The sequence below is a fragment of the Opitutia bacterium ISCC 52 genome (assembly GCA_014529675.2).
Taxonomy (GTDB): domain Bacteria; phylum Verrucomicrobiota; class Verrucomicrobiia; order Opitutales; family UBA2995; genus UBA2995.
This window is the reverse complement of record CP076040.1, coordinates 324,746-350,035: the sequence shown is the minus strand read 5'-3', so window position 1 is coordinate 350,035 and position 25,290 is coordinate 324,746. Positions and strand designations below refer to the sequence as shown.

At 50.2% G+C, this 25,290-nt stretch carries 22 protein-coding genes; 10 read left to right on the top strand and 12 right to left on the bottom strand.

Annotated features, from left to right (window positions below):
- Nucleotides 1-4: 4 nt before the first annotated feature.
- From GA003_01505 to GA003_01485, 5 genes are all read right to left on the bottom strand, one after another.
- Complete coding sequence (locus tag GA003_01505; protein QXD28684.1) at nucleotides 5-781, bottom strand: PQQ-binding-like beta-propeller repeat protein; 777 nt, start codon at nucleotides 779-781, stop codon at nucleotides 5-7.
- 51 nt (nucleotides 782-832) lie between these two features.
- On the bottom strand, nucleotides 833-1,510 hold the full coding sequence (locus GA003_01500) for a hypothetical protein (protein QXD28683.1): 678 nt from the start codon (nucleotides 1,508-1,510) through the stop codon (nucleotides 833-835).
- Nucleotides 1,511-1,732: 222 nt separating this feature from the next.
- Nucleotides 1,733-2,476, bottom strand: a complete 744-nt coding sequence (locus GA003_01495; protein ID QXD28682.1) for a DUF1080 domain-containing protein — start codon at nucleotides 2,474-2,476, stop codon at nucleotides 1,733-1,735.
- Nucleotides 2,477-2,489: 13 nt separating this feature from the next.
- Nucleotides 2,490-3,146 (bottom strand): ThuA domain-containing protein, encoded by a 657-nt coding sequence (locus tag GA003_01490; protein ID QXD28681.1) that lies wholly within the window; start codon nucleotides 3,144-3,146, stop codon nucleotides 2,490-2,492.
- A gap of 10 nt (nucleotides 3,147-3,156) precedes the next feature.
- Nucleotides 3,157-4,617, bottom strand: coding sequence for an arylsulfatase (locus GA003_01485; GenBank protein QXD28680.1), 1,461 nt, complete (start codon nucleotides 4,615-4,617; stop codon nucleotides 3,157-3,159).
- Between the two features lie 138 nt (nucleotides 4,618-4,755).
- On the opposite strand from GA003_01485, the gene GA003_01480 reads away from it, so the two are divergent.
- The 9 genes from GA003_01480 to GA003_01440 all read left to right on the top strand — a co-directional run bounded on the left by GA003_01480 (nucleotide 4,756) and on the right by GA003_01440 (nucleotide 17,464).
- Nucleotides 4,756-5,973, top strand: a complete 1,218-nt coding sequence (locus GA003_01480; GenBank protein QXD28679.1) for a PQQ-binding-like beta-propeller repeat protein — start codon at nucleotides 4,756-4,758, stop codon at nucleotides 5,971-5,973.
- Nucleotide 5,974: 1 nt separating this feature from the next.
- Nucleotides 5,975-6,595: a PQQ-like beta-propeller repeat protein gene (locus GA003_01475; protein QXD28678.1), complete on the top strand. Its 621-nt coding sequence runs from the start codon at nucleotides 5,975-5,977 to the stop codon at nucleotides 6,593-6,595.
- Nucleotides 6,596-6,643: 48 nt separating this feature from the next.
- On the top strand, nucleotides 6,644-7,195 hold the full coding sequence (locus GA003_01470; protein QXD28677.1) for a hypothetical protein: 552 nt from the start codon (nucleotides 6,644-6,646) through the stop codon (nucleotides 7,193-7,195).
- A gap of 15 nt (nucleotides 7,196-7,210) precedes the next feature.
- Nucleotides 7,211-7,897 (top strand): NAD-dependent deacylase, encoded by a 687-nt coding sequence (locus GA003_01465; protein ID QXD28676.1) that lies wholly within the window; start codon nucleotides 7,211-7,213, stop codon nucleotides 7,895-7,897.
- 67 nt (nucleotides 7,898-7,964) lie between these two features.
- Nucleotides 7,965-9,470, top strand: coding sequence for a sulfatase (locus GA003_01460; GenBank protein QXD28675.1), 1,506 nt, complete (start codon nucleotides 7,965-7,967; stop codon nucleotides 9,468-9,470).
- A 261-nt stretch (nucleotides 9,471-9,731) separates the two neighbouring features.
- A complete protein-coding gene (locus GA003_01455; protein ID QXD28674.1) occupies nucleotides 9,732-11,333 on the top strand; it encodes a sodium/solute symporter in 1,602 nt (533 codons plus the stop codon).
- A 196-nt stretch (nucleotides 11,334-11,529) separates the two neighbouring features.
- Complete coding sequence (locus tag GA003_01450) at nucleotides 11,530-12,951, top strand: sulfatase (protein ID QXD28673.1); 1,422 nt, start codon at nucleotides 11,530-11,532, stop codon at nucleotides 12,949-12,951.
- Between the two features lie 87 nt (nucleotides 12,952-13,038).
- On the top strand, nucleotides 13,039-16,032 hold the full coding sequence (locus GA003_01445) for a PSD1 and planctomycete cytochrome C domain-containing protein (GenBank protein QXD28672.1): 2,994 nt from the start codon (nucleotides 13,039-13,041) through the stop codon (nucleotides 16,030-16,032).
- A gap of 7 nt (nucleotides 16,033-16,039) precedes the next feature.
- Nucleotides 16,040-17,464 carry a DUF1501 domain-containing protein gene (locus GA003_01440; GenBank protein ID QXD28671.1) on the top strand — a complete coding sequence of 475 codons (1,425 nt, stop codon included), beginning with the start codon at nucleotides 16,040-16,042 and terminating at the stop codon, nucleotides 17,462-17,464.
- On the opposite strand, the gene GA003_01435 is transcribed toward GA003_01440, so the two are convergent.
- The 7 genes from GA003_01435 to GA003_01405 are packed head-to-tail and all read right to left on the bottom strand — an operon-like array spanning nucleotide 17,461 to nucleotide 23,700.
- On the bottom strand, nucleotides 17,461-18,354 hold the full coding sequence (locus tag GA003_01435) for a hypothetical protein (protein QXD28670.1): 894 nt from the start codon (nucleotides 18,352-18,354) through the stop codon (nucleotides 17,461-17,463). The two genes, GA003_01440 and GA003_01435, sit on opposite strands and share 4 nt — an antisense overlap.
- Before the next feature lie 53 nt (nucleotides 18,355-18,407).
- Nucleotides 18,408-19,820, bottom strand: a complete 1,413-nt coding sequence (locus GA003_01430) for a tetratricopeptide repeat protein (GenBank protein QXD28669.1) — start codon at nucleotides 19,818-19,820, stop codon at nucleotides 18,408-18,410.
- A gap of 5 nt (nucleotides 19,821-19,825) precedes the next feature.
- Complete coding sequence (locus GA003_01425; protein QXD28668.1) at nucleotides 19,826-20,503, bottom strand: energy transducer TonB; 678 nt, start codon at nucleotides 20,501-20,503, stop codon at nucleotides 19,826-19,828.
- A gap of 19 nt (nucleotides 20,504-20,522) precedes the next feature.
- Nucleotides 20,523-20,930, bottom strand: a complete 408-nt coding sequence (locus tag GA003_01420; protein QXD28667.1) for a biopolymer transporter ExbD — start codon at nucleotides 20,928-20,930, stop codon at nucleotides 20,523-20,525.
- 1 nt (nucleotide 20,931) lies between these two features.
- Nucleotides 20,932-21,531 (bottom strand): MotA/TolQ/ExbB proton channel family protein, encoded by a 600-nt coding sequence (locus GA003_01415; GenBank protein QXD28666.1) that lies wholly within the window; start codon nucleotides 21,529-21,531, stop codon nucleotides 20,932-20,934.
- The gene (locus tag GA003_01410; protein QXD28665.1) at nucleotides 21,531-22,943 is read right to left on the bottom strand and encodes a MotA/TolQ/ExbB proton channel family protein; all 1,413 of its coding nucleotides are present in this window, start codon (nucleotides 22,941-22,943) and stop codon (nucleotides 21,531-21,533) included. The genes GA003_01415 and GA003_01410 overlap by 1 nt, the downstream gene beginning before the upstream one ends.
- On the bottom strand, nucleotides 22,936-23,700 hold the full coding sequence (locus GA003_01405; GenBank protein QXD28664.1) for a DUF3450 domain-containing protein: 765 nt from the start codon (nucleotides 23,698-23,700) through the stop codon (nucleotides 22,936-22,938). Before GA003_01405 ends, GA003_01410 begins: the two co-directional genes overlap by 8 nt.
- Before the next feature lie 223 nt (nucleotides 23,701-23,923).
- On the opposite strand from GA003_01405, the gene GA003_01400 reads away from it, so the two are divergent.
- The gene (locus GA003_01400) at nucleotides 23,924-24,820 is read left to right on the top strand and encodes a hypothetical protein (GenBank protein ID QXD28663.1); all 897 of its coding nucleotides are present in this window, start codon (nucleotides 23,924-23,926) and stop codon (nucleotides 24,818-24,820) included.
- The last annotated feature ends 470 nt before the right edge of the window (nucleotides 24,821-25,290 follow it).

Here is a 25,290-nt window from a genome sequence, read left to right as displayed (position 1 = left end):
CGAGTTAATCCTCAGCGATCGGAGTAAAGTGAATCGCTTTCAAATGGGCTTCCTCCCGTTTCCCTTCCAGGCGACGGACTACGACTTGATAGGTACCGGATTCGGGGAAATTTATCCAGCCCATAGGATACTCTTGGTAAATATTCGATGAGCTCTGTTGGTTTTGAAGATGCTCTCCACCAACCACGTTGACTGCCCAGGCCATACGTCCGTCCCCGGTATAGGTCAAACTCACATTGTAGTCTCCAGGCTGATACACTTCGATCTCCCAGGTAACTTTACCACGTGGTGACCAATCATGAACTGGACGAACACTCTTCCATTCTCCGAATTTTTCCGTCCACCGCTTGGTCGAGATCTGTGCACCTTCCACCGTGGCGAACTCGGCCAGTATTTCTGTTTCAATATTTGGATCCAGGCCGATCGTCGTATCCACTTCCGAAGTACACGCTAGTTCGATTTCAATCACTGAGACCAGGCTATCGGGAGCGAGTGGCGGCAAATCGATGGCGGTCCACCCGGGTGTCTTAGCACTCGTATCCGTTGGAGCATGACGCGACCACACAACAGAACTGTCGGCGACATTGAGCGCATTGAGAATACCCGTTGCCCCCAAAGCATATACCCGATCACCGCTTAGAGCTGGCGTGCCCCTGGGGCCTGCTCCAGCGTTCGCTTCCCAAAAACGAGTCGTGTCGCTGTGCATCCAAACGGGCCGCCCTGTTTGAAGATCGTAACAGGCAACCACTTCTTCTTCACCTCTTTGCTCCTGAGTAAACACAAGGTCACCCTGAACCGCAAAGGAAGACCATCCGGGTCCGATCGAACGACGCTATAACTCCTGAGGAGGAGAAGAATCCCAATCAGTATCGATAAAAACATTGCGAATAATGCTGTCCCGGTTTTCCCCACGAAATCCGGACCATTTTACATCTGTGTCGAGTAGCGCAGAGGCAACAGCAGAACCTGACAAATCGGCATTTGATTCAACTAGCAGTTTTTCCTCCGCTGTCTTTGACCAACGCCAGGAAAAGTCGTGATTCATGTCACTTGAGAAACCCGCTGTCTTTACCAAGCTCCAGATACCGGTCGACAAAAATAAGGCGATGGCGATGGTCGCCCATTTCGGACTTTCCGAATGTCGTCTGCAAAACACTGCCCATAGAAGGAACGCAAGGCACAATCCCGGAATAGCGAAAACAGGGAACATGATGCCCATCATCGCTGAGGATATGCTGTCATGGAGCAACAGTGAGCCCACTAGGAACGCCAGCCCCATAAGCAGTATCCCGCCAATGCGCTCCGCCCATCGCACTCGACTAAAAAACAACCACCAAAGCATAAAGATGATCCCAAGAGCCATCGACCCCAGCACTCCAACAATCATAGCACCGGGAATTATCACAGGAACGACAAATCGTAGCACCCACTGGAGCGCCACGATGGTTACTCCCGGCCATAGCCGAAGGTTAGAGGCAGAGTTTGATGATTCGGAAAGGTTTTTAGACATGTCTTATTTGCTCGAACGATTTTCTACACCTATTTTTAGCTATGGAACGATTGATTCCTCTATTACACAAACGAAACCGAGTAGTTGCAGGGAAATTCAAAACTTGAAGCTAACGACGGCACTGCGAGGACGCAGTAGCCCTAACTTTCTCGTTTCTAGTGGTAGGGCCAGAGCATCCTTGCTCTGCCGTCCGAAGTTCTAAGAACCTTGGAAAAGTCAAAGCTACTGATCATACTCCCCCATCGGCCGGATCCAAATATTTCGAAACCGAACCAGGTCGCCGTGATCTTGGAGTTTCAATGGGCCCGTTGATGCATGAGCCTCAGAAGGAGGGAGTTCTTTGTGCATAGTGGGCCCGAGAAGCTCTTTTGCATGGTGGACGACCACACCGTTGAGCAATGCGGTAATGCGTGCTGGCCTTTTCAATGCCTCATTTTCGAAGACAGGACACTCCCAGAGAATCTCATAAGTGTTCCACTCGCCCGGCTCACGAATGGCATTAACCAGGGGTGGACGCTGTCCGTAAAGTCCACCTACTGTGCCGTCTGCATAAGTAAGGTTCTTGTAATTATCCAAGACCTGAACCTCGTATAAACCCATGAAAAAAACTCCACTATTTCCACGGCCCTGCCCTTCACCTTTAATCTCAGTTGGACAGCGAAACTCGAGGTGCAATTGAATGTCGCCGAAAGATTTAAGTGTTTGAATGTCTCCGGTGCCAGGTACGACTTCCATCGAACCATCCTCAATTAGTTTCCATTGAGCAGGTCCCTCTTCCTTTACGGACTCCCAAGCATTCAGGTTTGTGCCGTCAAAAAGAACAGTAGCGTCAGAGGGTGCGCCATTCCCATCTGCTGTTACCACCGGTGGCTGCGGTCGGGTGCCATCGTGCACCGTGTATCCAGAATCTGGAAACACAGGTGTATCGCTATAACCAAAGTGTTCGTTTTCGGGTGATCGATTCATGACAAAAAGAGAGCTAGGAATGGGCAACCCAATGAATGCCCTGCCTAAGAATCGTTTCGAAGGACGAGTGATTCCATCCGATAGCATCGTGCCCCAATTGAAAACAAAATACACGACTGCTCCCAACCTCACGCGTCCAAGCCGTGGGTCGAATAGTCTTAGGATGATCCACTTTCAGAAGCATATGCCCCTGGGCATCCTCATCAGGCATGTGATAACCTTCATCGATCGCCTCGAAGGACTCGATTCCGGCCAGAATGGGATGAACTGAATCAAGAACCTCCACGCACTGTTCTACGTCGAAGTGAAATTCAAACCCCGCCTCTGGATCCGACTGGCGATTCTTTAACCCAATCACCTCATCCCAGAACGACCAATCGGGTAAGGCAAAGAACGAATGATGAAGCACAACGACTCCTTGCCCTCGTTCAAAGAGCCTCTCAATGGCCGGTCGTGGATCCCGCTTGAACCAGGTATCCTCATAAGCCACCAACTGCTCCATGGTGTAAAACACAACGGCATCGTAACTATCGCGAATTTCATCCGGCGATGTGCCGAAGTCATCCAAGCGCTGGATATGGGCATCGAGTCCTTCCATCTTCCGGAAGAGTTGATGAAAGGAAGGAAGGTCGAAGGGATGCCCACCGGTTATGACTGCAATTTTCAGCATCGTTTCACTCTCAATCCGTTGTGAGGTCCCAGGTCTCGTCAAAGGGTGTATGCTGTTCCATCATCATGGCCAAAAGCTGCTTGGCCAAGCCTGGATGCGCCGCCGCAACATCTGTCTGCTCGCCCACATCCCAAGTGATATCGTACAACTCAACAGGAGCATGCTTGTTTTCATACAAGTTGTGCCGGATCGCCTTCCATTGGTTTAAATAGAGCAGTGCTTGCCTGCCATCCAAAGACGGAAACTCCCAGTATAAAAACTCATGTCTCTTCTGGGCATCCCTGTTTGCAGTGAGGGTCGGAACGATGGAAATGCCATCAGTATCCGGTGATTCGGTACCGATCAGTTCAGCCATCGTGGGCATCATGTCATGGAAACCAGACATCAAGTCGCTTTCTTGGCCCACGGGAATCGTGCCAGGCCAGGATGCAATAAAAGGAACTCGCACACCGCCATCAAAGAGCGCGCGTTTGTAACTGCGGAAGTCTCCGTTCGAATCAAAAAACTCGTGATCATGGTTACCTTCATGGTGTGGACCATTATCACTAGAGAACATAACGACCGTATCTTCGGTCAGGTCTAATTCATCTAATAGAGCCACGATCTCCCCCACCCAATCGTCAATGTATTGAATCATGCGAGCAAAGCCTTGCTCTTGAATAGGCCAGTCCTGCATTGCGAATCCTCCAACATCGGGCACTGCCATGCCGTTAAACTGAGTTCCGCGGATGCGTTCGCCTGTCTCAGTATAACCACTACCACCTTCGTTGTTAGCATGCGGGATATTCAACGCATAATAGAGGAAGAAGGGATTCTTTTCATTCTCACGAATAAATCGCAGCACGTCGTCCTGAATAAGCTGTGGCGCGTAATCGACTTTCTTTGTAGCCACTCCCCGACCCTCCAGATAATAGGCATTCTGCATGTAATTGGTCGGCTCGTCAAAAAAGTCCGGCACCTCATTGCGAAGCATTTCTTTCTCTCCGTTTCGAATGAGAAACTCCGGCCAGTAGTTGTGAGCGTGAAACATGTTCAAATAACCGTAGAACTCATCAAAGCCGGCACGCTGCGGATCGTCATCGTCGGGGGGAGTACCCACACCCCACTTACCGATACAGGCCGTTCGATAGCCCGCCTTTTTAAACAGTTCGGCGATTGTGAACTCTTCTTCGCCCATGGCTTTGATGCGATTGTTGCGAATACCCGCATGACCATTGTGCTTCCCGGTCATCAGGACATAGCGCGAAGGCGCACACACCGTTGCTCCGGAGTAATGACTGGTGAAGCGAATACCGTTTTGGGCCAAACGATCGAGATGCGGCGTTTTCAAGGTTTCCTGACCGTAGCAAGACAGGTCATTGAATCCTAAGTCATCCGCCAAAATGTAAATGACATTGGGCGCAGCCAGACTAAAAACACCGGTACTTAGAAGGATCAGGGATGCAGAGAAAATAGCTTTCGGGGAACACATAGACCGATAGTGTTTCAATACTCCTGGGTCGGGAGCAAGCCCCAAGCATTGTCAGATGGCAATTCGCATTGAAGTTCCAAAACAATACGGGAATATTAGCCGGCAAAACACATCCACTTTAAAACCCTAAACGATATTATGATTTTAAGAAAACACTTTCTCACAGGCCTGTTGGCTAGTTTGTCGGTTACCGCGTTCACTCTCCAGGCTGAGGATTGGCCTCACTGGCTCGGCCCCAATGGCGATAATATCGTTGCCGCTGCCGACAACTTTGACCCGGACCTGAATAACTGGAAAATTGCCTGGCAAAAGGACGTGGGGCTTGGTTACTCCACGGTCACCAGCGCGAACGGTCTGGCTTACACCATGGGGCACGATGGCCAGTCTACAGAAACCATTCTCTGCTTCAATGCCACCACCGGCCAGAAACTGTGGGAACATTCCTACCAGGGGCAATTAATCCCCGCCATGCATGTAGGCGGCCCGAATGCCTCCGTAACGGTTAGCGGCGATGTCGTTTACACCATCAGCAAGGATGGCCGTGTGCTATCATTGGATGCTAAAACCGGGAAGGTGAAGTGGAGCACTCAGTTGACCGAGATTTTAGGCATGGAGGTTCCGAAGTGGGGTTTTGGAAGTTCTCCCATTGAATACCAGGGTGACTTAATTATCAGCGCTGGAAAGACAGTCGCTTTAGATAAAAACAACGGCCGGCCGAGTTGGACATCTGAGACGGCATACAAACCAGGCTATGGCTCGCCCGTTGTTTTCACCAACGGAGGGAAGGATTTTATCGCTAGTATGGATTCGAGCGGACTCTCTATTCTGAATGCGAAGAACGGAGATGAAATCGCACGCCACGAAGTTCGATCCAAATACACTATGATCGCCACCACGCCGGCTGTTTTCAATAAGGGGAAAGACATCTACATTTTCACGGATATGAAAACGGAGGTCCTTGGCTTCGATGGGTCCAGCTTATCCTCTCAATGGGAGGACCGGAAACTAAAGAACTCCCTATCCGGTTCATTGCTGATCGACGGAACGCTTTATGGCGTAAACGGCACCCATAAAAATAGCGGCACAGATTTGTATGCCCGGAACTTTTCCACCGGAGAAGAGAAATGGTCCGTACCCAACTTCGGATACGCATCGATGATCGCTGTGGGAGATACGCTCCTCATCCTGACAGAAGATGGAGACTTGGTAACCGCTCCTGTCAATGCCAAGCAGTATACAGAAATTTCACGCAAAAAATTACTCGACGCCATTTGCTGGACTCATCCTACTTACGTGGACGGACGTATCTACATCCGCAATGAGCACGGGACCTTGATTGCCCTGAAAAAGGGTTAAGATGCTCAACCCAGGACTCAAGCACTGCTGGTTAGCTACCTCCGCAATCATTTTCGGCCTCGTCTCCGCTGTACAGGCATCCGAGTGGAGCACCTGGTTAGGCCCTCATGAAGACAATACGACACGGACTCAGGATGGGTTCGAATCTGATCTTTCTCAATGGAACGTAGCCTGGACCAAGCAAGTTGGCCGTGGTTACTCAAGCATCACGACTTCAGGAAAGCGCCTCTATACAAATGGGCACGACCAGACTTCGCAGGAAACGATCGTGTGCTTGGATATTCAGACCGGGGAGGCCCTCTGGACGCACAGCTTTGAGGCCGACTTGATTCCGCGAGCTCATGGAGGTGGACCCAATGCATCGATCGTCATAGATAATGACCGTCTCTATGCCATCAGTAAAGATGGTCAGTTGCTTTGTCTCCGTCCGGAAACGGGTCAACTCATACGGGAATACCAACTCACTGACCTATTGGAAGTCGACCGCCCTAGCTGGGGTTTTGGCGCATCTCCAATCGTGACGGAAGAACAACTGATTGTCAGCGCGGGACCGGTAGCCGGACTCAATAAATTCAACGGCAAACTGATCTGGATGAAAGAAGTGGAAAGGCGCGCCAGCTAAGGGACGCCAGTTCCATTTAAACTGGACGACCTATCGTTTATCGCGGCCATGGATGGCAACGGATTTGCCATCCTAAGCTCTTCCGGAGAGGAGCTCTTTCACAAGCGAATGGTGACCAAAAACAATGTCATCTCGAACACCCCTCTGGTTTTTGCGGAAGGTACGCGTATCTTCATTCACACCAACGCATTTTCGGAGATCTTGAGTTTTGACGGCGTAGCGGTTGAAACCGTTTGGAATGATCGAAAATTGCAAAACTCGCAGAGTGCCGCGGTCATTGTGGATGATGTCCTATATGGCTTAAACGGCCTTCCGGAAAACAATCGAACTCGGCTCTACGCACGTAACCTGCAGACCGGGGATGCCTACTGGTCTGTTGCGGATTTCGGTTTTGGGAGCCTGATTGCCATCGATGACACTCTGCTCGTCCTGACCGAAGATGGAGAGCTGATAACGGCCCAAGCGGATCCTGACGCTTATCAGGAAATCTCAAGAAAAAAGGTTCTGGAACCCACCTGCTGGACCAAACCTACTTACGCACACGGGCGTATTCTCCTGCGAAACGATGCTGGTCAGATCGTGTGCCTTGTGCAGAACTAAAGCGCGGACGCACACATGGATGAAAAAGCTAAAATTGTCGTCCTGACCGGGGCAGGTATCAGCGCTGAAAGTGGATTGTCCACATTCAGGGATAGCGGTGGCTTGTGGAAAAGTTTTTCTGTTTACGAGGTAGCCACGCCAGAGGGCTGGGCTGAAAACCCTGAGCTGGTATTGGAATTCTACAATCAACGCCGCCGGAAAGTGGAAGAAGTTCAACCCAATGCGGCACATTTGGCCCTGGCGAAACTGGAAGAGAGTTACGACGTAACCATCATTACGCAAAACGTGGATAACCTGCACGAAAAAGCCGGATCCGCGAATATTGTGCACGTGCATGGTGAAATCACCAAGGCTCGTAGTTCAGCTGATCCAACTGCGATAACCGATATCGGCTATGCAGATATTCAACTAGGCGATACCTGCGAGCTCGGTAGCCAGTTGAGGCCACACATCGTTTGGTTTGGCGAGTCGGTCAATCATATGGAAGAAGCCGCCAGTTTGGTTGCCCAGGCAAACAAGGTTCTAGTGATAGGAACTTCATTGTCCGTTTACCCCGCCGCAGGCCTCGTCGATTATTGCCAAGCGACCGCAGAAAAGTTGCTAGTCGCCTTAGAAGTCGACCACCTCCCTGGTGGATTCCACTTTTACCAGGGCAAAGCGTCTGAGCATGTGCCCAAGATTGTAAATAACTGGTTGAGTTAGCTTGCTGCCACAAAAGGGTTGGCCAAGGGCCATTTATCTGGTCACTTAGAAGTTTACTACAAGCTCTATGACTCAACCCAATATTTTATTCTGTATTGCTGATGATGCCGGCATGCACTTTGGCGCTTATGGCTGTCCCTGGGTAGACACACCTAGCTTTGATCGAGTAGCGAAAAACGGTATCCTGTTTCAGAATACCTACACGCCGAACGCTAAATGCGCTCCGTCGCGCGCTTGTATCCTGACCGGACGCAACAGCTGGCAACTGGAAGAAGCCTGCAACCACATGCCCTACTTCCCTGCCAAGTTTAAGACCTTTGCAGAGACGTTGGGAGAAAATGGTTACCACGTCGGTGTGACCAATAAAGGCTGGGCACCCGGTGATGCAGGAATGGTGGACGGAAAGCCGAGGCAACTTTGCGGCACGCCGTATGATGAGCACACATGCAAGTCACCCACAGATTTTACCTCCTCTAACGACTACTCAGCCAATTTCAAAGCGTTTCTCGATGACAGGGATGGAGACCAGCCTTTCTGCTTCTGGTATGGTGCGCAGGAACCTCATCGCCCATACGAATACGAATCAGGGTTCAAGCGCGGGACTAAAAAATTGGAGGACATCGACGAAGTGTACGAGATCTGGCCTGACAATGAAGTCGTCCGCAAGGACTTGCTGGATTATGGATACGAGATCGAGTATTTCGATAAGCACCTCGGGCAAATGCTCGATGAACTGGAAAAGCGGGGAGAGTTAGAAAATACTCTGATAGTTGTCACCTCAGACAATGGCATGCCTTTCCCCACCATCAAGGGGCAGGAATATTATTACTCGAACCACCTGCCTTTGGCGGTCATGTGGCTGAAGGGGATCCAATCAACGGGCAGATCGATCGACGACTTTGTAAACTTCATTGATTTTGCCCCAACCTTTCTTGAGGTCACTGAGCTGGATGCCGAAGCGAACGGCATGAAGCCAATCACGGGACGCAGCTTGACCGAGTTTTTCAACACCGATCAGCAAGGTCACATCAACCCTGACCGCGACCATCATCTCATGGGCAAAGAGCGCCACGACATCGGGCGACCTCACGATCAAGGCTACCCCATTCGCGGAATCATTAAGAATGGCTACCTCTACTTACGCAATTTTGAGCCGACTCGCTGGCCAGCCGGAAATCCAGAAACGGGTTATCTAAACTGCGACGGCAGCCCCACCAAAACCGAGATCCTCAAATGTCGGGAAAATCCGGATACGCGACACTTCTGGGACTGGGCTTTCGGCAAACGTCCTTTTGAGCAGCTGTATGACATCAATCAGGACCCTGCCTGCATCACCAATCTGGCACACGACGGGGAACACAGAGCTCGCAAAGAGTCTTTGCGCGACCAGCTATTCGCTGAGCTGGCGGAACAAGGTGACCCGCGGATGTTTGGCCAAGGCGATGTCTTCGATAATTACCCATGCGCAAATCCTGATATGAACGGCTTCTACGAACGTTATATGGCTGGCGAACAAATGCCAACGTTCTGGGTAAACGATAGTGATTACGAAAGCTGGCCACTCGAATCATAAGAGCTGTAGGAGCGGCTTTACGCCGCGATTCATACGTCGTTGGCATATTGAAAGCTGGCCGCGGAAAAAATAAAACATTGTCGGAGGGACTTAACACAGCGATCCTATCACAACCTCTACGCAATCGCGGGATTACCGAAACTTTAGTCGACACATCTACAAGTAAAACGCTGAATAACAAACCGCTCCTACAATTTTTGTCCTTTCTTCGACGAATTTTTCATCCTTCAATCTTCTTCCTTCAGCCTTAATTCCTACCCCATGACTCTAGAAACCATTGATATCACCATCGTCATAGTTTACCTCGTAGGCGTGTTGGTTTTCGGCATCTGGATTGGTCGCCGAGAAAAGGCGGACCGCGAAGGCTACTTTCTAGGAGGTCGACATTTTACCTGGTTGCTGATCGGAACCTCATTGTTCGCGACCAACATCTCCAGCGTTCAGTTCGTGGGGCAATCGGGTCTAGCCTACCAGATTGGAATTGCCGCAGCGAACCCTCAACTCATCGGAGGCATCTGCCTGGCAACATCGGCCCTGTTTTTTATTCCGGTCTACCTTCGCACCAAGATATTTACCATCCCCGGTTTTCTCGAGCAGCGGTATAGCAAACCAGCCAAGCTGGTCTATTGTATTACGATGATCAGCTTCGGTCTGTTTATGACCTCGATCATTCTCTACACGGGAAGTCTGGTGATTCTCCAGCTGTTTGGCCTTGGAGAAGACATGCTTTTCACATGCTCATTAATTCTGGGAATAGCGGTAGGTGTTTACGCCATCATCGGAGGACTCACCTCCGTTGTATATACGGATCTTATCCAATCAATCGTCCTGCTCGTGGGCGGTGTGTTGGTTCTGGTTCTAGGCACCCTCTCAGTGGGTGGACTCGGCGAACTCTTCGCCACGGTGCCAGAAGAAAACTTTGAGCTATTGCTGCCTTCCGACCATCCCCAGATGCCCTGGACGGCTGTGTTCAGTGGCCTTCTTATGATCAGCTTTTTCTGGGCCATCAGTAATCAAGAGCTTCTACAGCGAACGCTGGGAGCCAAAGACACTCGCAACGCCCAACTAGGGATGTTGCTCGGAGGTTTTCTAAAAATCATAGCCATTTTCGTCCTGGTTTTCCCAGGCATACTCGCGTTCAAATTGGTTCCCGGCATCAACCCCGATCAAGCTTACCCGGCTCTCATCCAGAAAGTGCTGCCCATTGGAATATCCGGAATCGTATTGGCAGGTTTCCTAGCCGCGTTAATGTCGACCCTGGATTCCAGCATCATGTCTCTGAGTTCGATATTCGCGATCGATATCTATCCTCTGTTCGATAAAAAGATAAGCGAAAAAAAGGCGCTCAAAGTGGGCCGTATCTTTGCCATCTTTATTCTCGCTTGGGCCATCTTCACAGCTCCCATGGTCAAGGATGCGGGCGAAATCGTGTATCTGTTAATGCATCGGGTTTCCAGCTTCCTCCTGCCTGCCATCGGCGTGTGTTACGTGGTTGGCCGCTTTAGCAAACGTGCCAACGGATTCGGTGCCATGATTACTCTAACCGTCGGGTATGTGTTCGGAGTTACGATCCTTTCACTGAGGACGGTGCCAGCACTCCAGGCTTACTGTCCGGAAATTATTCTAAACAGCAATTTGTACCACATCAATTTCTTCCTCGTAGGAGCGTATGTAGTCGTCCTGTTAGTAAGTAGCCGCTTACGCCCGGCCCCAACAAAGGAAGATCTGGCCTTTTTGCAGCCATCGGAAGAAGAGAAACAGGAACGGGCAGCCACCATCAAACGCGTTGGTATCTTTGGAACCTTTAAGTTCTGGCTGGGCGTTTATATTTGTGGATTCGTGGGCGTGTATTTGCTGTTCTAAACAGATCCTCCCCACTTATACACTGTATTCTTACCATAGATACAACTTACATAACCATGACTGTAGCTGGTCGATCAATCTTCGAAAATTGTGTTACTTTACGCTTTGAATATAGAAGCCTAAATCATCGTGCGTCCCGGAATCTGGTTGCTGCCAGAGGAATCCGTTTTTAGGTCTTGAAGAAACTTTTGAGTTTATGATTACCTTTCTCCGCTTTGGCTTGCTTGCTCTTCTTTTTAAACTAGGTCTTTTGGCCCAAGGTCTTGCTCAGCCAACTCAACCCAACTTACTACTCTTTCTGTCAGACGATCTGACCTACCACGATATAGGTTGTTATGGAAATGAGGAGGTACGAACCCCAACGATCGATCAATTAGCCAAAGAGGGCTTACGATTTGAATACTGTTTCAATTCAGCCCCGATGTGCGCCCCGACCCGGATGAGCCTTTATACTGGCATTCATCCCGTCCGCAATGGAGCCCACCCCAACCACAGCCGTGTTTACGATCACATCCAGAGCATGGCCCATTATTTGCGACCCTTAGGCTATCGCGTAGGACTTATGGGAAAACGCCATGAAGCTCCGATCGAAAATTTTCCCTTCGAATTCCTCGGCGGCCAACACGGGGACCGTGGTGGTGGAATTGACCTGGACATGACACTTTTGGATAAATTTATCGAGAACACCGGAGACCAACCCTGGTGCATGGTCGTAGCATCCAATCAAGCTCACACACCTTGGAACCGGGGCGATCCCAGTGTCTATGAGGCTGATAAACTGACCTTGCCACCCTACCTTATCGACACGCCGGTGACCCGTGAAAACCTCACGCGCTACTATGCAGAGATCAACTACATGGATAACCAGGTCAAACAATGTCTCGACTATCTGGATACACATGGGAAGACCGAGGAGACCTTGGTCCTCTTTCTGAGTGAACAAGGTTCCAATTTTCCCCATTGCAAATGGACCTGTTACGACACCGGGCTGAGATCGGCTGCAGTGGTTCGCTGGCCAGGTGTTATCGAACCCAGGCGCGAGACAAAGGCCATGATTCAATACATCGACGTCCTGCCTACCTTCATCGAGGCAGCTGGAGGAGACCCTACAGACTTTAATTTCGATGGAAGAAGTTTCCTGGGAGTCTTAAAGGGGCAGTCGGACACACACCACGCCTACTCGTTTGGCGTGCAAACATCCAAGGGTATCTACTCGGGTCCCGAACCCGATGGATACGGCATACGAACGGTGAGAAGTGAACGCTACCGCTTGGTGTGGAATCTAAACTGGGACCAGGCCTTTAGTAATACGGTGATCACCAGGATGGATGCTTACCAGAGCTGGAAAACCAAGGGTGAGCAAGGCGATGATTTTGCAATGGAGCGATACAATTTTTATCAACGGCGCCCGGAATTCGAGCTCTACGATCTTGAGGAAGATCCCTATGAGCTGGAGAACCTGGCTGGAAAAGCACAGGTTCGATCGATCCAGGAAGACCTAAAAGCTCAACTCGTGGCTTGGATGAAACAGCAAAAGGATCAAGGTAAACAAACGGAGTTCGATGCATTGAGCCGTAAAGGCGAACACGACACAAGACCCCCTACAGCAAGCCCTTAACAAAGCGATTTCCTGATATCATTGACTGAATAGATCGCAGAAGTAAAAACTAGCAGTCGAATAAGCCGCTATTGGGCGCCATTACTTATGTTTAGATCTACCCTGTCAGTTATACTTTCTCTAATCTGCGTCTCAACTGCTTCCACAAGTGGAAACGAAGCGGCCCAAGCCGAAGTCGATGCCATTCAGGAGGTCGACTTCAACCGGCACATCCGCCCCATCCTGTCCAATAATTGCTTTTTCTGTCACGGACCGGACGAGGCAAAGCGGGAAGGCGACCTAAGGCTCGACATACGCGAGGACGCGATTGAGAGCTTCGCGTTTGTTCCAGGTGATACGGAAGATGGAGAGCTGCTGCTGCGAATCTTCAGCGATGATCCAGACGAGGTGATGCCGGAACCCGGCTCCAACAAGGTGCTAAGCGAAAAGGAAAAACTGCTCCTTAAACGATGGATTGCAGAAGGCGCCGAGTACGACAGTCATTGGTCCTACAATCCGGTGGAGAAACCAGACTACAACGGCATTGACGAAATCGTAGGGAAAGAACTCAAAGACCGCGGCTTGAAGTTCTCAAAAGAAGCCACCAAAGAAACCCTGCTTCGTCGAACCTATTTAGATCTTATTGGCTTACCACCCACACCAGACGAAGTAGACACGTTCATGAAAGACCGTAGCTCGAAGGCTTACGAGACTATGGTCGATCAGCTACTGTCCTCTAACCGTTACGGCGAAAAGATGGCCATTCACTGGCTCGATGCGGTGCGTTACTCGGATACGGTTGGATACCATGGCGACCAGGAACGCGATGCCACTCCCTATCGGGATTATGTGATCGAGTCCTTTAATAACAACAAACCCTACGATCAATTTACCATTGAGCAAATCGCCGGTGATCTCCTTCCCAATCCAACCATCAAGCAACTGGTTGCAACCAGCTATAATCGTATAAACCAACTCAGCCGGGAAGGTGGCATTCAAGACAAGGAGTACGTGAAAAAGTATCAGGCCGAACGCGTGAGGACGACGGCAACGACCTGGCTGGGTTCCACCATGGCGTGTGCCGAGTGTCACGATCACAAGTTTGACCCCTTTACTACCAAAGACTTCTACAGCATGGCGGCCTTCTTTGCAGACATACTTGAAAAAGGTGCCTACACCGGAGACGGTAGCTACCAGGAATCAATCGATCCTTATCTGGAAAAAGACTTCACTCATGAAGGATGGTTTGGCCCGGAGATGAGCGTCCCCAATTATGTCTTCCACGAAACACCTGATGAACTCCGGAAGAAAATTAAGGAACAAGAAGCTAAACTCGCGAAAGGGGCCGAAGAAGCATCCCAGGAATTTGAAAGCTGGTTGAGCCAACAATCCGAACTCGCTCGCCGCAATATCCGAACGTATCTGCCATTCAATTACACGGATAAATATTTAGAAACGGCCAACTCGGAATCCATTGAGGTCAGCAGCTACCCATACCCACTCAAAGAAATCGCAGCGCTGGAATTCGAAGCCAGGATGCTAGGGGGTGGAGGAAGAGGCAGCCTGGGATTGGAGGTGAGGTACGACGTAAACGGGAGGCTCCACAAACGCGCCTACCATATGGGCGATAACTACGAACGAGAGCTGGACAGCAAATCTACCGCCCCATGGCGCATCCAGGTATCCCCCAAACTTTACAAAGGGCCTTGGCACTCTATCAAACTGACCCAGGACACGCTCAACCTGCCACGAGGAGCCAAATTGATTTCTCTGCGCCCACTCAAAGGCAACTCCTCCAGTTTCCGAAACTTCAAAATGCGTACCCTAAGAAACGGGTCTCAATACGCTGAACTCAGCGACAGGGATTCCAAGCTCCTGGCTAAACAGTTGGAGGGAAATGCGACTCAGCAAGACACGGACCAACTCAAGCAAGTATTCTTTGTCCACCACGCGGACAGCTTTACCGAAGAACGTTCAGCAATAGATGCTCTCAAGCAGGAGCTCCACGGCAAGCGCTACACCCCGCTCACGGTCAGTGCCAAACCAAGGGAAGTAAAAGTGCTTCCCCGAGGAAACTGGATGGACGACAGCGGTGAAACCGTCTTACCAGCCAGTCCGGGGTTCCTACCCAACTCAATCGCATCCAACAACAATCGACACCTAACCCGTCTCGATCTCGCTCACTGGATCGTTGACCGAAAGAATCCGCTGACAGCTCGCACCTTTGTGAATCGGATCTGGGCGATGTATTTTGGAATGCCCCTTAGTAGTGCACCGGAAGACCTCGGGTTGCAGGGTGAATATCCACCCTACCCTCAACTCCTGGATTGGTTGGCTGCAGAATTCATGGACTCAGGTTGGGATATCAAGCACTTGGTCAAAACCATTGTAAGCTCTCGCACTTACCGCCAATCGAGTGACGTTTCAGAGAAACTCCACGAGCTCGATCCCTACAATCGATTGCTGGCACGCCAGAGTCCGGTTCGACTTCCAGCAGAAGTGATTCGTGATAACGCATTGCAGATCAGCGGCCTTCTCGACACCAAGATGGGAGGCATTGCGGCACGGCCTTACCAACCCGACGGGCACTACCGAAACCTGAACTTCCCGAGACGTAAGTACACGGCCGACACGGATGACGATCAGTACCGGCGTGGCGTGTATGTCCATTGGCAGCGCACCTTCCTTCATCCCATGATGACCACGTTTGACGCCAGTAGTCGCGACGAGTGTGTGGTAAAGCGGGACCTTTCCAACACGCCGCTCCAAGCGCTCACCCTGTTGAACGACCCTACCCAAGTTGAAGCTGCCAAGGCCCTGGCAGAGATTCTACTCACGGAAGAAAGCACGGATGCGGATCGGATCAAGGCCGCCTATACCAGAGCCTTGGCTCGAACACCCTCGAAGAAAGAACTCACGACACTTTCCTCATTTCTTAATCGCGAACGGGAACGTTTTAAAAAGTCGGAGAACCAGGCAGATGCCCTACTCCAGATTGGACTTTATTTCCCAGACCCAGATTTGCCAACCATTGAACTCGCTGCCCTGACCAGCCTGAGTCGAGCCATCCTCAATCTGCACGAAACCATAACCCGATACTAATCGAACTATGTCATCATTTTCTGAATACGCCACAGAAGTAAATCGGAGAACTTTCTTAAAGAAGTCTCTTTCCAGTTTGGGAGTGGTAGCACTCGGTGATCTATTTGCCACCGATGCTATAGGAACTTCAAGCCCCATCCTGGGAAGTGAAGGCTTACATCATCCAGCAAAAGTGAAGCGAATCATCCACCTGTGTATGGCTGGTGGCCCCTCCCACCTGGAAACCTTCGATTACAAACCGGTATTGGAAGCTCAACACGGACAAGCCATGCCGGCATCAGTGACTGACGGTGAACAGATCGCCCAGCTACAGGGTGCGGAGCTCAAGATTAAAGGCCCCACTTTCAAGTTTTCCCGCCATGGACAAAGCGGCATGCAAATCAGCGACCGCTTCCCGCACATCGCGGGTCTAGCCGATGAAATTGCGGTGATCCGATCCATGTATACGGAGCAGATCAATCATGACCCGGCCCACACCTTCATGAATACGGGATCGATCATCCCAGGACGCCCAAGCATGGGAGCCTGGACCCTCTACGGTCTAGGTAGCCTGTCCAACGATCTACCCGGTTACGTGGTTCTTACGTCCGAAGCTGGTGGCCAAGGGCAACCCATTTCCGCCAAACAATGGCACAATGGCTTTCTGCCAAGCAAACACCAGGGCGTAGAACTACAATCCAAGGGAGATCCGGTCTATTACGTCGGAAATCCCGACGGTGTCAGCCGCGGTTCCCAGGGGGACCTGGTTGAAACCATCAATTCCCTCAACCACCACCTCGCCTCTCGAAGGCATGATCCCGAAATCGCAACCCGCATCGCTCAATACGAGCTCGCCTTTCAAATGCAGGCCTCCGTGCCTGACTTGGCCGATTTCTCAAAAGAACCCCAGCATATTCTGGAGAGCTATGGTTGTACTCCGGGCGACGGTTCCTATGCATCGAATTGCTTGATGGCACGACGTTTGGCCGAGCGAGGCGTGCGTTTCATTCAACTCTACCACCGCGGCTGGGATCATCACAGTAATCTCGAGAAGAACTTTACATCGGTTTCTAATCTGGCTGACCAACCGACCGCTGCGTTAATCAAGGACTTGAAAGAACGAGGCATGCTGGGTGAGACCCTCATCATCTGGGGCGGCGAATTTGGCCGGACCCCGATGAGTCAGGGTGGTGGCGGTGATGGCCGGGATCACCACATAAAAGGGTTCTCCATCTTTCTAGCCGGTGGAGGCATCAAGGGAGGCACCACTTATGGGGCGACCGACGACTTTGGTTACAATGCGCAAGAGAATCCAACAGCCGTGCACGACCTGCATGCCACCATGTTGTACTTACTCGGTGTCGACCACAAGCGCCTGACCTACAAATTCCAAGGACGTGATTTCCGTCTCACGGATGTGCACGGTCACCTGATCGATGGTATCCTTGCTTAGCCGGCTGACTCAGCTGACTCAAGTTTCTCAAGCTCGCGAAATTTCTCCAACTGCTCAGGTGTAATCTCCTTGATCGCTTTGGCGATGTTGGTCGCTACGTGATCCCCATTTCCATCAAAGAGGAAAATATCCACCTTGGCATCAGATATGTTATGCTCAGGGAAGGTACAGGTAGATTTCATTTGTCGAGCAACTCCGGATTCAATATCACCTATGGGGATGACACGCACCACAGAGCGACGAATTCCTTGCAAACGCTTTTGGGCATTCTGCTCTTTGAAACTAAGTACTACAGCAGCATATGCATTTTCGATAGACTGCCTCGGTTGAAGCTCAAATCGCAGGGAGATCGTATCCTGCAAGATATTAGCTCCAAAAGCATCAGGATCATCTATGGATTGATTATACGAGAGCTGGTCCAGTTCATCTACACTCTGAGCACTATTCTCAAACGACTGAGATCCTCCTCCCTCTTCTAGCGACACTCCGCCTCCGTTTCCGAAAAAGGTACCGTTCTGCGTGGCTTGCTCAAAATTCTGCCCCTGTTCAAAACGCATCTGTTCGGAATTCATCTCATTGATTGCCATCAGTTCCGTCATATCGGCTCTGTTGGAGTTGAAACTATAGCTAAAGCTACTCACCTCCGCATACTTATTACTGATGGCGACGATAGGTTTCATCTGACACGGCAAATTCCCAGCCGGTCTTAGGCGCTTCTTGATGCCTTCCAATCGTAGGCGATCTCCGTCAAAGGTATCGATGGGATAAAAGTCTTCACTCACCGCGGCACTAATCTGACCACTTAGAAATACATAATGAGGTCCGGATTCAGCAGTCCCAACAATGACTGAGACGATCAATAAGCAAACTGCAGCGATACTGATTTTCATAATTTGATTTAGTTTAATGTTAGTATGGTTCTGTGGTCAGGGTTGGAAAATGATTATTGGAGCGTTCCGTGAGTCAGGCTGATTCGATCGAGTTCTTGTTTTCGAGCAGCGTGCATACAATCTTGGTAAAGGTTGGACGCGTGGTCACCAGCGCCCTCGGCAATGGCCACTTCCAGTTTCTCCCCCGCTGCATAGTAAGATTGAATACTCATAAGAATTTGCGCCTGCGCAATGAGTGCATTTCGACGAGATGATGCGTGGGACTCGGCAAGGGCTAGGGTTTCCAAAGAAGCTTCAGATTGGCCACTTTGAAACTGGACGATTCCCAAACGAAGTCGAATGTCTCCCAATCGCTTTCCTATTTCAAGCCCTTTTGTCAGGATCCGCTCGGCCTCCGACAGCTCCCCAGCAAGCTCAGCCCGCTTTGAACCGATCAGAACCAACAACGCCCGGCTCTCATCCGACAGTGAATCCTCATCCGCCGTTAGGCTATCGTCTAAACGATCGGCCAGGTCGACCCACTGGTTTTTGTAGAGGCCATTGACGCAAATGAGTAAAGCATCGCCATCCGGGACATGCCCCTTGGCGATCATCTCAATAAACACTTCGGCTGCGAGATCGAAGGACTCCGTGTTGATGTAAACACGCGCCAACATGTCGTATTCCTCAAAATTCATTTCGTTCGTCATCCGCAGAAACTCCATACAAGCAGCTGCTTTGGTAAAGTCTTCCTCTTGAATGTAGAGGTTAGACAAGGTTCGCCAGAATTCGCCCTCTTCCGGCTGGCGGCGCGTGAGGCTCTCCAAAATAACAATAGCCGCCTCATTGTTGCCCAAGGCAATGTGGCAGGACAGATTACCCCGCATCCAATCCAGGTTGGTCGGATCGTAGAGCAGCGCTTGTGAGTAGGCCGACTGGGCTGCCATATGGTCCCCCTGCAGGTAGTAACAATAACCAATCTGCCCAAAGGTGTCAGGTTCAGTATCACCAAGCTTGATCGCTTTACCGAAAGCGTCCAAAGCGGTCTCGTAGTCTTCCGCGTACAAACTGATCCAACCAATGGATCGCCAGGCACGCATGTAGTCCGGGTATTTTGCCAAGGCTTTCTTGTAAGACTGTAAGGCGTCCGGCTCACGCTGAGACTGATAGTAAAGATTTCCCAGGACAAAATCGAAAGAAGCAGAGAGGTCAGGATTATTGGCCGTCAAACCCTCGATCATTTCCAGGGCAAAATCCGGATCCTCTTCCAGGAAAGGCAAGAACTTCTCCACGATCGCATACTCTCCTTGATTCAAGGCAGGCTCGCGGTTGCTCAGGAACCCATAACTGCCTTGGATTTTTTTCGCCAACTCAGACTCAGTGATCGGCTTGTCGACACTGATTGATTGCGCAGTACCCATCAAGGGGATACAAAGCATGATTGCTGCTGCGAAAGCTATAAGACGAACTGTTTTCTGATTCCCCATAAAAGTTACAACCCAAACCTGGAGCTGGCTTTGTTGATAATGATTTTTTGTTTTACCCAACAGCGCACCTTCATGCCGTTTTTCTCTGCAGGAGAATAAGTCCATGTTTTGACGCATGCGACAACCTCCTCATTGAACTGGGCATTCGTGGTTTCAAGCACATAGGTATCACCCACGGTACCGTCGACGTTGACTACATAGATAAGCTGAACGGTTTCCTTGGGTTTCTTAATTTTCAAATCCGGCATCACGCGGTAGATGTGCTCCGGGCGTTTATCGACTTCCCTTCCCTCGTAGACGACCATGTCGTTTATGTCCCGACCTTTCACCTCAAACTTGGATAGATCGAAGTCCACTTTCTGCACGATATCCTGGGCACGTGTTGGGCGAATGTTGGAAGCCAACAATTTGATGGCCAAATTGTCCTGCGCCAAAGCAAAGTCGACCTTTGCGGATATGGTGTTGTCCGGCTCATCCGCCGGTTGCTCTACTTCGGGAGGCTCGGGGGGCGTGATCTGGACTGATTGAGTCACGAAGGCACTCACTTGCTCCTCCGGCTTCGCGTCATTTTTCAAACTCAAGGAGACGGTGTAGAAAAGACCAGCCGATACGTACACGCCAATAACCACATGGAGCAGCTTTTGGCCCCAGGTGTATGGTGTGGTTGTATTCCAGTCTTTCATATATGTTTCCCCAAAGAATTCAATACTCCGTGGCAAAGTTGACTTTCGTCGCCCCCGCTGCTTTAGCCTCTCCATAGACGCGGGAAAATACACCATGGTCGGCCCGTTCATCGGCCTGGATTATCACGGGGATCTCAGCGATCTCCATCTGACGTTTGACGATTCCAGCCACGCCGGAAATGCCGATCTCCGTTCCCGCATAGACGACGTTGTTCTCAGCTGTGATGGCAATGAGCAGGCTCTTCTTATCCAACTGGGTCGAGGCCGCGGCCTCCGGTTTGTTTACTTCGACTCCGGTTTCCTCGATGAAAACGGTGGTGACAATATAGAAAATCAAAAGAATGAACACACAGTCGATCAAAGGAGATAAATTGATCTCCGCGCTGTCGAAATCCCCGTCCGGGTTACTGACACGATTTCGGATCATACTAGCGCGTGCCCTCCATCGCGTTTAGAAATTGAGTTTCCAGGCTTCCAAAAACAGCCAGGGTTCGGTTCAAATGACGCTGCACCAGATAGGTGAGAAAGATTGCGGGAATCGCCACCACCAATCCGGCATTGGTGGTGAGCAGTGCCTTGGAAATTCCACTTGCAACCAGATTAGATGCATCTTCGCCCATACCTGTACTCAACGCTGAGAAGGTTTGAATCATCCCGGTAATGGTTCCCAACAACCCCAGGAGCGGTGCAGCAGCAATCGCAATTTTTATATGGGCCAACTTGGACGTCACCAACCTCTGGATACCCCGTCGAGCAAACTTCAGGTAAGAGATAGCCAGATGGGTGTTGTCGCTGAAGCCATCCAGTCCTTCCGACAAATTCCTCCAATAGCGATTCAGCTTAGCATTAGGTGGAAGAGCGTTCCCCTGAATCCTCACCACCTTGTAAGGAGCCGAGGTAGTCAAAGTCAGGTGAAGCGCACGCAACAGGGTTCCATACAAGAGGATGGAGAGCACAAAGATACAAATAATGATAGGACCTCCTGCTTCGGCCACTTCTATAAAGGGAGCCAACCATTCCGTCGTCATCAAGCACTCTCCTTTCTCGATTCCTGTAAGGAGATAACAAACTCAGAAGCGAGGTCTTCCAGGGACCCCAGCTTTTCTCGAGCTGAGCGCAACAACACACCATGTAAGATCAACGCCGGGATTGCTACGATGAGCCCAAACTCAGTCGTGACTAAAGCTTCAGAAATGCCGGCGGAAAACGATTGAGCATTACCCGATCCAAAGACGGTGATCAGCGAAAAGGTTTTAATCATACCCACCACAGTTCCCAGCAAGCCCATCAACGGGGAGGTGGCAGCAATGATAGCCAGGAACGGAAGCAAGCGCTCAAGCCGAGTCTTTACATTGCGAATCTCACCAATGATCACCTCTTCTATCACATCACTTTGGTGATCCGCATATTTTAATGCCACTGACAACACACGGTTGGCAGGAAAGGGTTTCTTCTCTGCCAAGGCGAGCGCCTCGTCGTTGCCTTGAGTCAATCGGTGTTCGATCAAGTCGGCCACGGGCACACTGTGAAGTCCACGTACCCGGGAGAGGTCGAGCATCTTGACGAGCACAATCAGCAAGGCCGCAGCGGCAAACCCGAGAATGACATAACCAACCATGCCCCCTTTCTCCACATGCTGACCAAGAGACCACTCCGTTTGACCAAACTCTTTGGCCTGTCCCAAAGTGATATCGATGGGGAAAACCGTGGAGCCGCCAGAGGACAGAGCATTGATTTGATCAATCGCTATGTCAGGCACAGTGCTCAACTCAGGTAATAAGGAATTGGTCTCAAACTCCAGTTCTCCAACCGACTGTTTATCTCCTCCAGCAAAGTAGGCTGTCGGTCCGGTTAAGCTGATGGATCCTTCTAAAATATCGCCAGCCTCATTCACCGCCTTGCCGTCAAAGCTGTAACCGCCCAAGGCCTTTTCGATGCGTTCGAAGGACAGGTCGATCACTTCAAGCTGAGCCAGCATCTGCTCCTCACGGGAAGCACCTTCGTTCTTCTTATTCCTCAACTCAGTAAACCTTGGTCGGTAAAGCTGATCTTCAGCCGGATGAATCAAGGTATCGAAATTGGAGAGGTGATCCACGAGGAGAGCGTCAATAAAGTCGATCTGATCAGCCTGTCCTGTATTTTGTTCCTCGATACGCTCAACCACGCTCAATCGTTCTGACCGCTTGAGCAAGAGCATGTCCGTTTGGTTACGCAGCTGACTTACTCGCATACGCTTGCCGTTCAGCGGGGTAACCAAGGTCAATTTCTTTTTAGATACCTCAGCCGATAGCTGTTCGTATTCCTCCAAAGCTTTCTCAAACTGAGCTTCAAGCGTGATGCTCTTTCCAGCGATGTTGAGCTCTTGAGCACGGAGGATTGAGCACGACAAAATTACAATGCCGACCACACCCAAAAAAGTTTTCCAAAGGCGACTACTCATGAGAGCTCCTGAGTGGAAGTTGAATAAAGGCCGGGATCTCAACGCCTTCATGAATAAAGAAGGCCTGGCGAATCCCTTCAAGGTGATCGTTCGCATCTTCCCAGACCCAGGCATCGTCCCCGGGATGCCCTACTTGAGCAATTGTGTTGGAAGGATCAATCCGATAGCCCGTGGCAATTCCCCAATAGAGGGTATCCAACTGCTTAGCTCCGTCTCCCCCCTCATAAGACTCCTTGGTGAAAAACGGTTTCTGATTAAAACGATGGACCAGATTAAGCGCCGATACGAGGGACTGATAGCGGGCACCTATAGTTTTAATTTCCCGATCTGGCGCCTCGCCCAATTCATCTTTAACCTGAGTGCTCAGCGGATCCGGTAGACGAGGTGTAAGTTTCAGTAACAAGGATTCATAATTCACAGCGCTCTCTTTCAGACGCTCCAAAATACGATCCTGATCATCAGCCGAACCGGTGGCCACGTCTTCCCGTGCTAGCAACTCGTTATTGATACCAAGTAGAACTTCCAGCTTCTCTTCCAAGCCTTTAAGCTCTGCATCCAACAAGTTTTCCTCCTGTTTGAGTTCAGCCTGGTCCAGCTCCCAATCGCTGCGCAACTTCGCGGTGTCTTTTTTGATTTCGATGCGTTTTTCCAACAGCTCAATGGCCTTGTCTACTTCGACCGAAGTCGCGCCAGCCAGGACCATTGGAATGAAACATAATAGAGGGATAGCCTTCGTAGGTAATTTAAGAAGAGTCATATAAACTGAAATGATGGTGCCAGAGCCAGGAGAGTCCTGAAAATGGCACTAAAAAGAGACGTCACAAAGAGTAACGGGATCTTGAAGGCTAGGGTTACTCGATAGTGGAAGAATCTTGAAATGAGGAGCAATGTTTTTATCAGCAGTCTTCCCAAGTTTCCCTTGCCGTTTGACTCAAAATTGAATCTGGATACGGTAATAATCTGCAAAAATCTACCCGATTATGAGAAACATTACTGTTATCAGCCTACTCCTCATTTCTATTTCTTTAGCCCATGGCCAAGAAAACGCCTCTTCTTCTGAGAAATCTCACTACCTCTTCCTGAGCGGGAAAGTGAGCGTTGATGTGAAGGGAGAAATGGTTCCCATCACAAGCTTCGACGGAAAACGCTACCAGGCAGGAGGAAAGAACATAAAGCCCTCCCCGAAATTGGCCGCTGGGCTAAAACCCATTCTAGCTGTCAGCACCATGTTCGCGGAGGTAGCCGAATTTAGTTTCAACCTCCACTCCTTAGAATCCGAGATCCGTGCACTACATTCGATGAACGAGGTCGGAGCCGAGGATTTACAAAATCAGATGGGGCTTGATTTTGAGCATGCTGCGCTCGCCTCTGACAGACTCTCCGCCACTGCCGCTGGAGACAGTGCACGGCTTAGTGAGATTCAGAACCAACAACGAGATCTCTGGAATAATGAAGATACTCAAGAAGATCTCAGCTATAACCAGAACATCGATCAAATCGACAATTTAAATGGCTTGGGGTTCATGGATATGATCAAAGGCCAGTGCACCTTCATATCCACGAAGAACATTGAGGATGCTTACGGCGCCTTGTCTATAAGCCTTCAAGTAGCCCAAAAAGATGGATCATTAAAAAAGGCGGCCCTCATTCGAACCTTTCCAGTGGGAGACCTAAAAGAAGGGAAAACCCAACCCGTGGAATTCGAATGTCAATTTCCTGAGCTGAAAGTGGCTGGAGCCAAGGTCGACCTCTTTCTCTTCGACAGCAAAGGCAAGCACGTGGCCACCAACATGGCTCGAGGGCTTAAGAAAGTTAGCAAAGAAGAACTTGAAGAGTTGCGCGCGCAAAGCAGATCCAAGCAAGGGAAAGAGAGCTAACTCGTTTTAAAATTAGCGACCTCAAATCGGCTCCAATGTCCAAATGAGATTTAGCTTCATGCCTACAGAAATGAGGAACACCCACAATCTGCTGATTGTAAATCACTTGTTTTTCCAATTTTCACACGGCCTCCAGAGACACTGTATACGGTCTTGTAGCTAGATTGCTTTCAGAAACAGCCTTGGCTCATCTTTTTTTGTCGTACACCCCGACGAGAGGAGATCTTATTTTTTTATGACCTGGCTATATGGGGACCAAGACGCTCCTCCCAGTCCAGATCAAGTTGTGGCCCCTGTAACAGCTCAGGGTACGCTTTCCTTCGAAAACATGTTTTTCGCGGAACGCCCTTCAAAGATTGAGAGACTCATCTGGGAAGAGTTGACTGAAGGGCCTAGAATCCCGAAAGGTCTTAGTTATTCTTCTATGCCGGATAAATAGTAGATGTCACCTAGCTCATGAAAAACCGGGA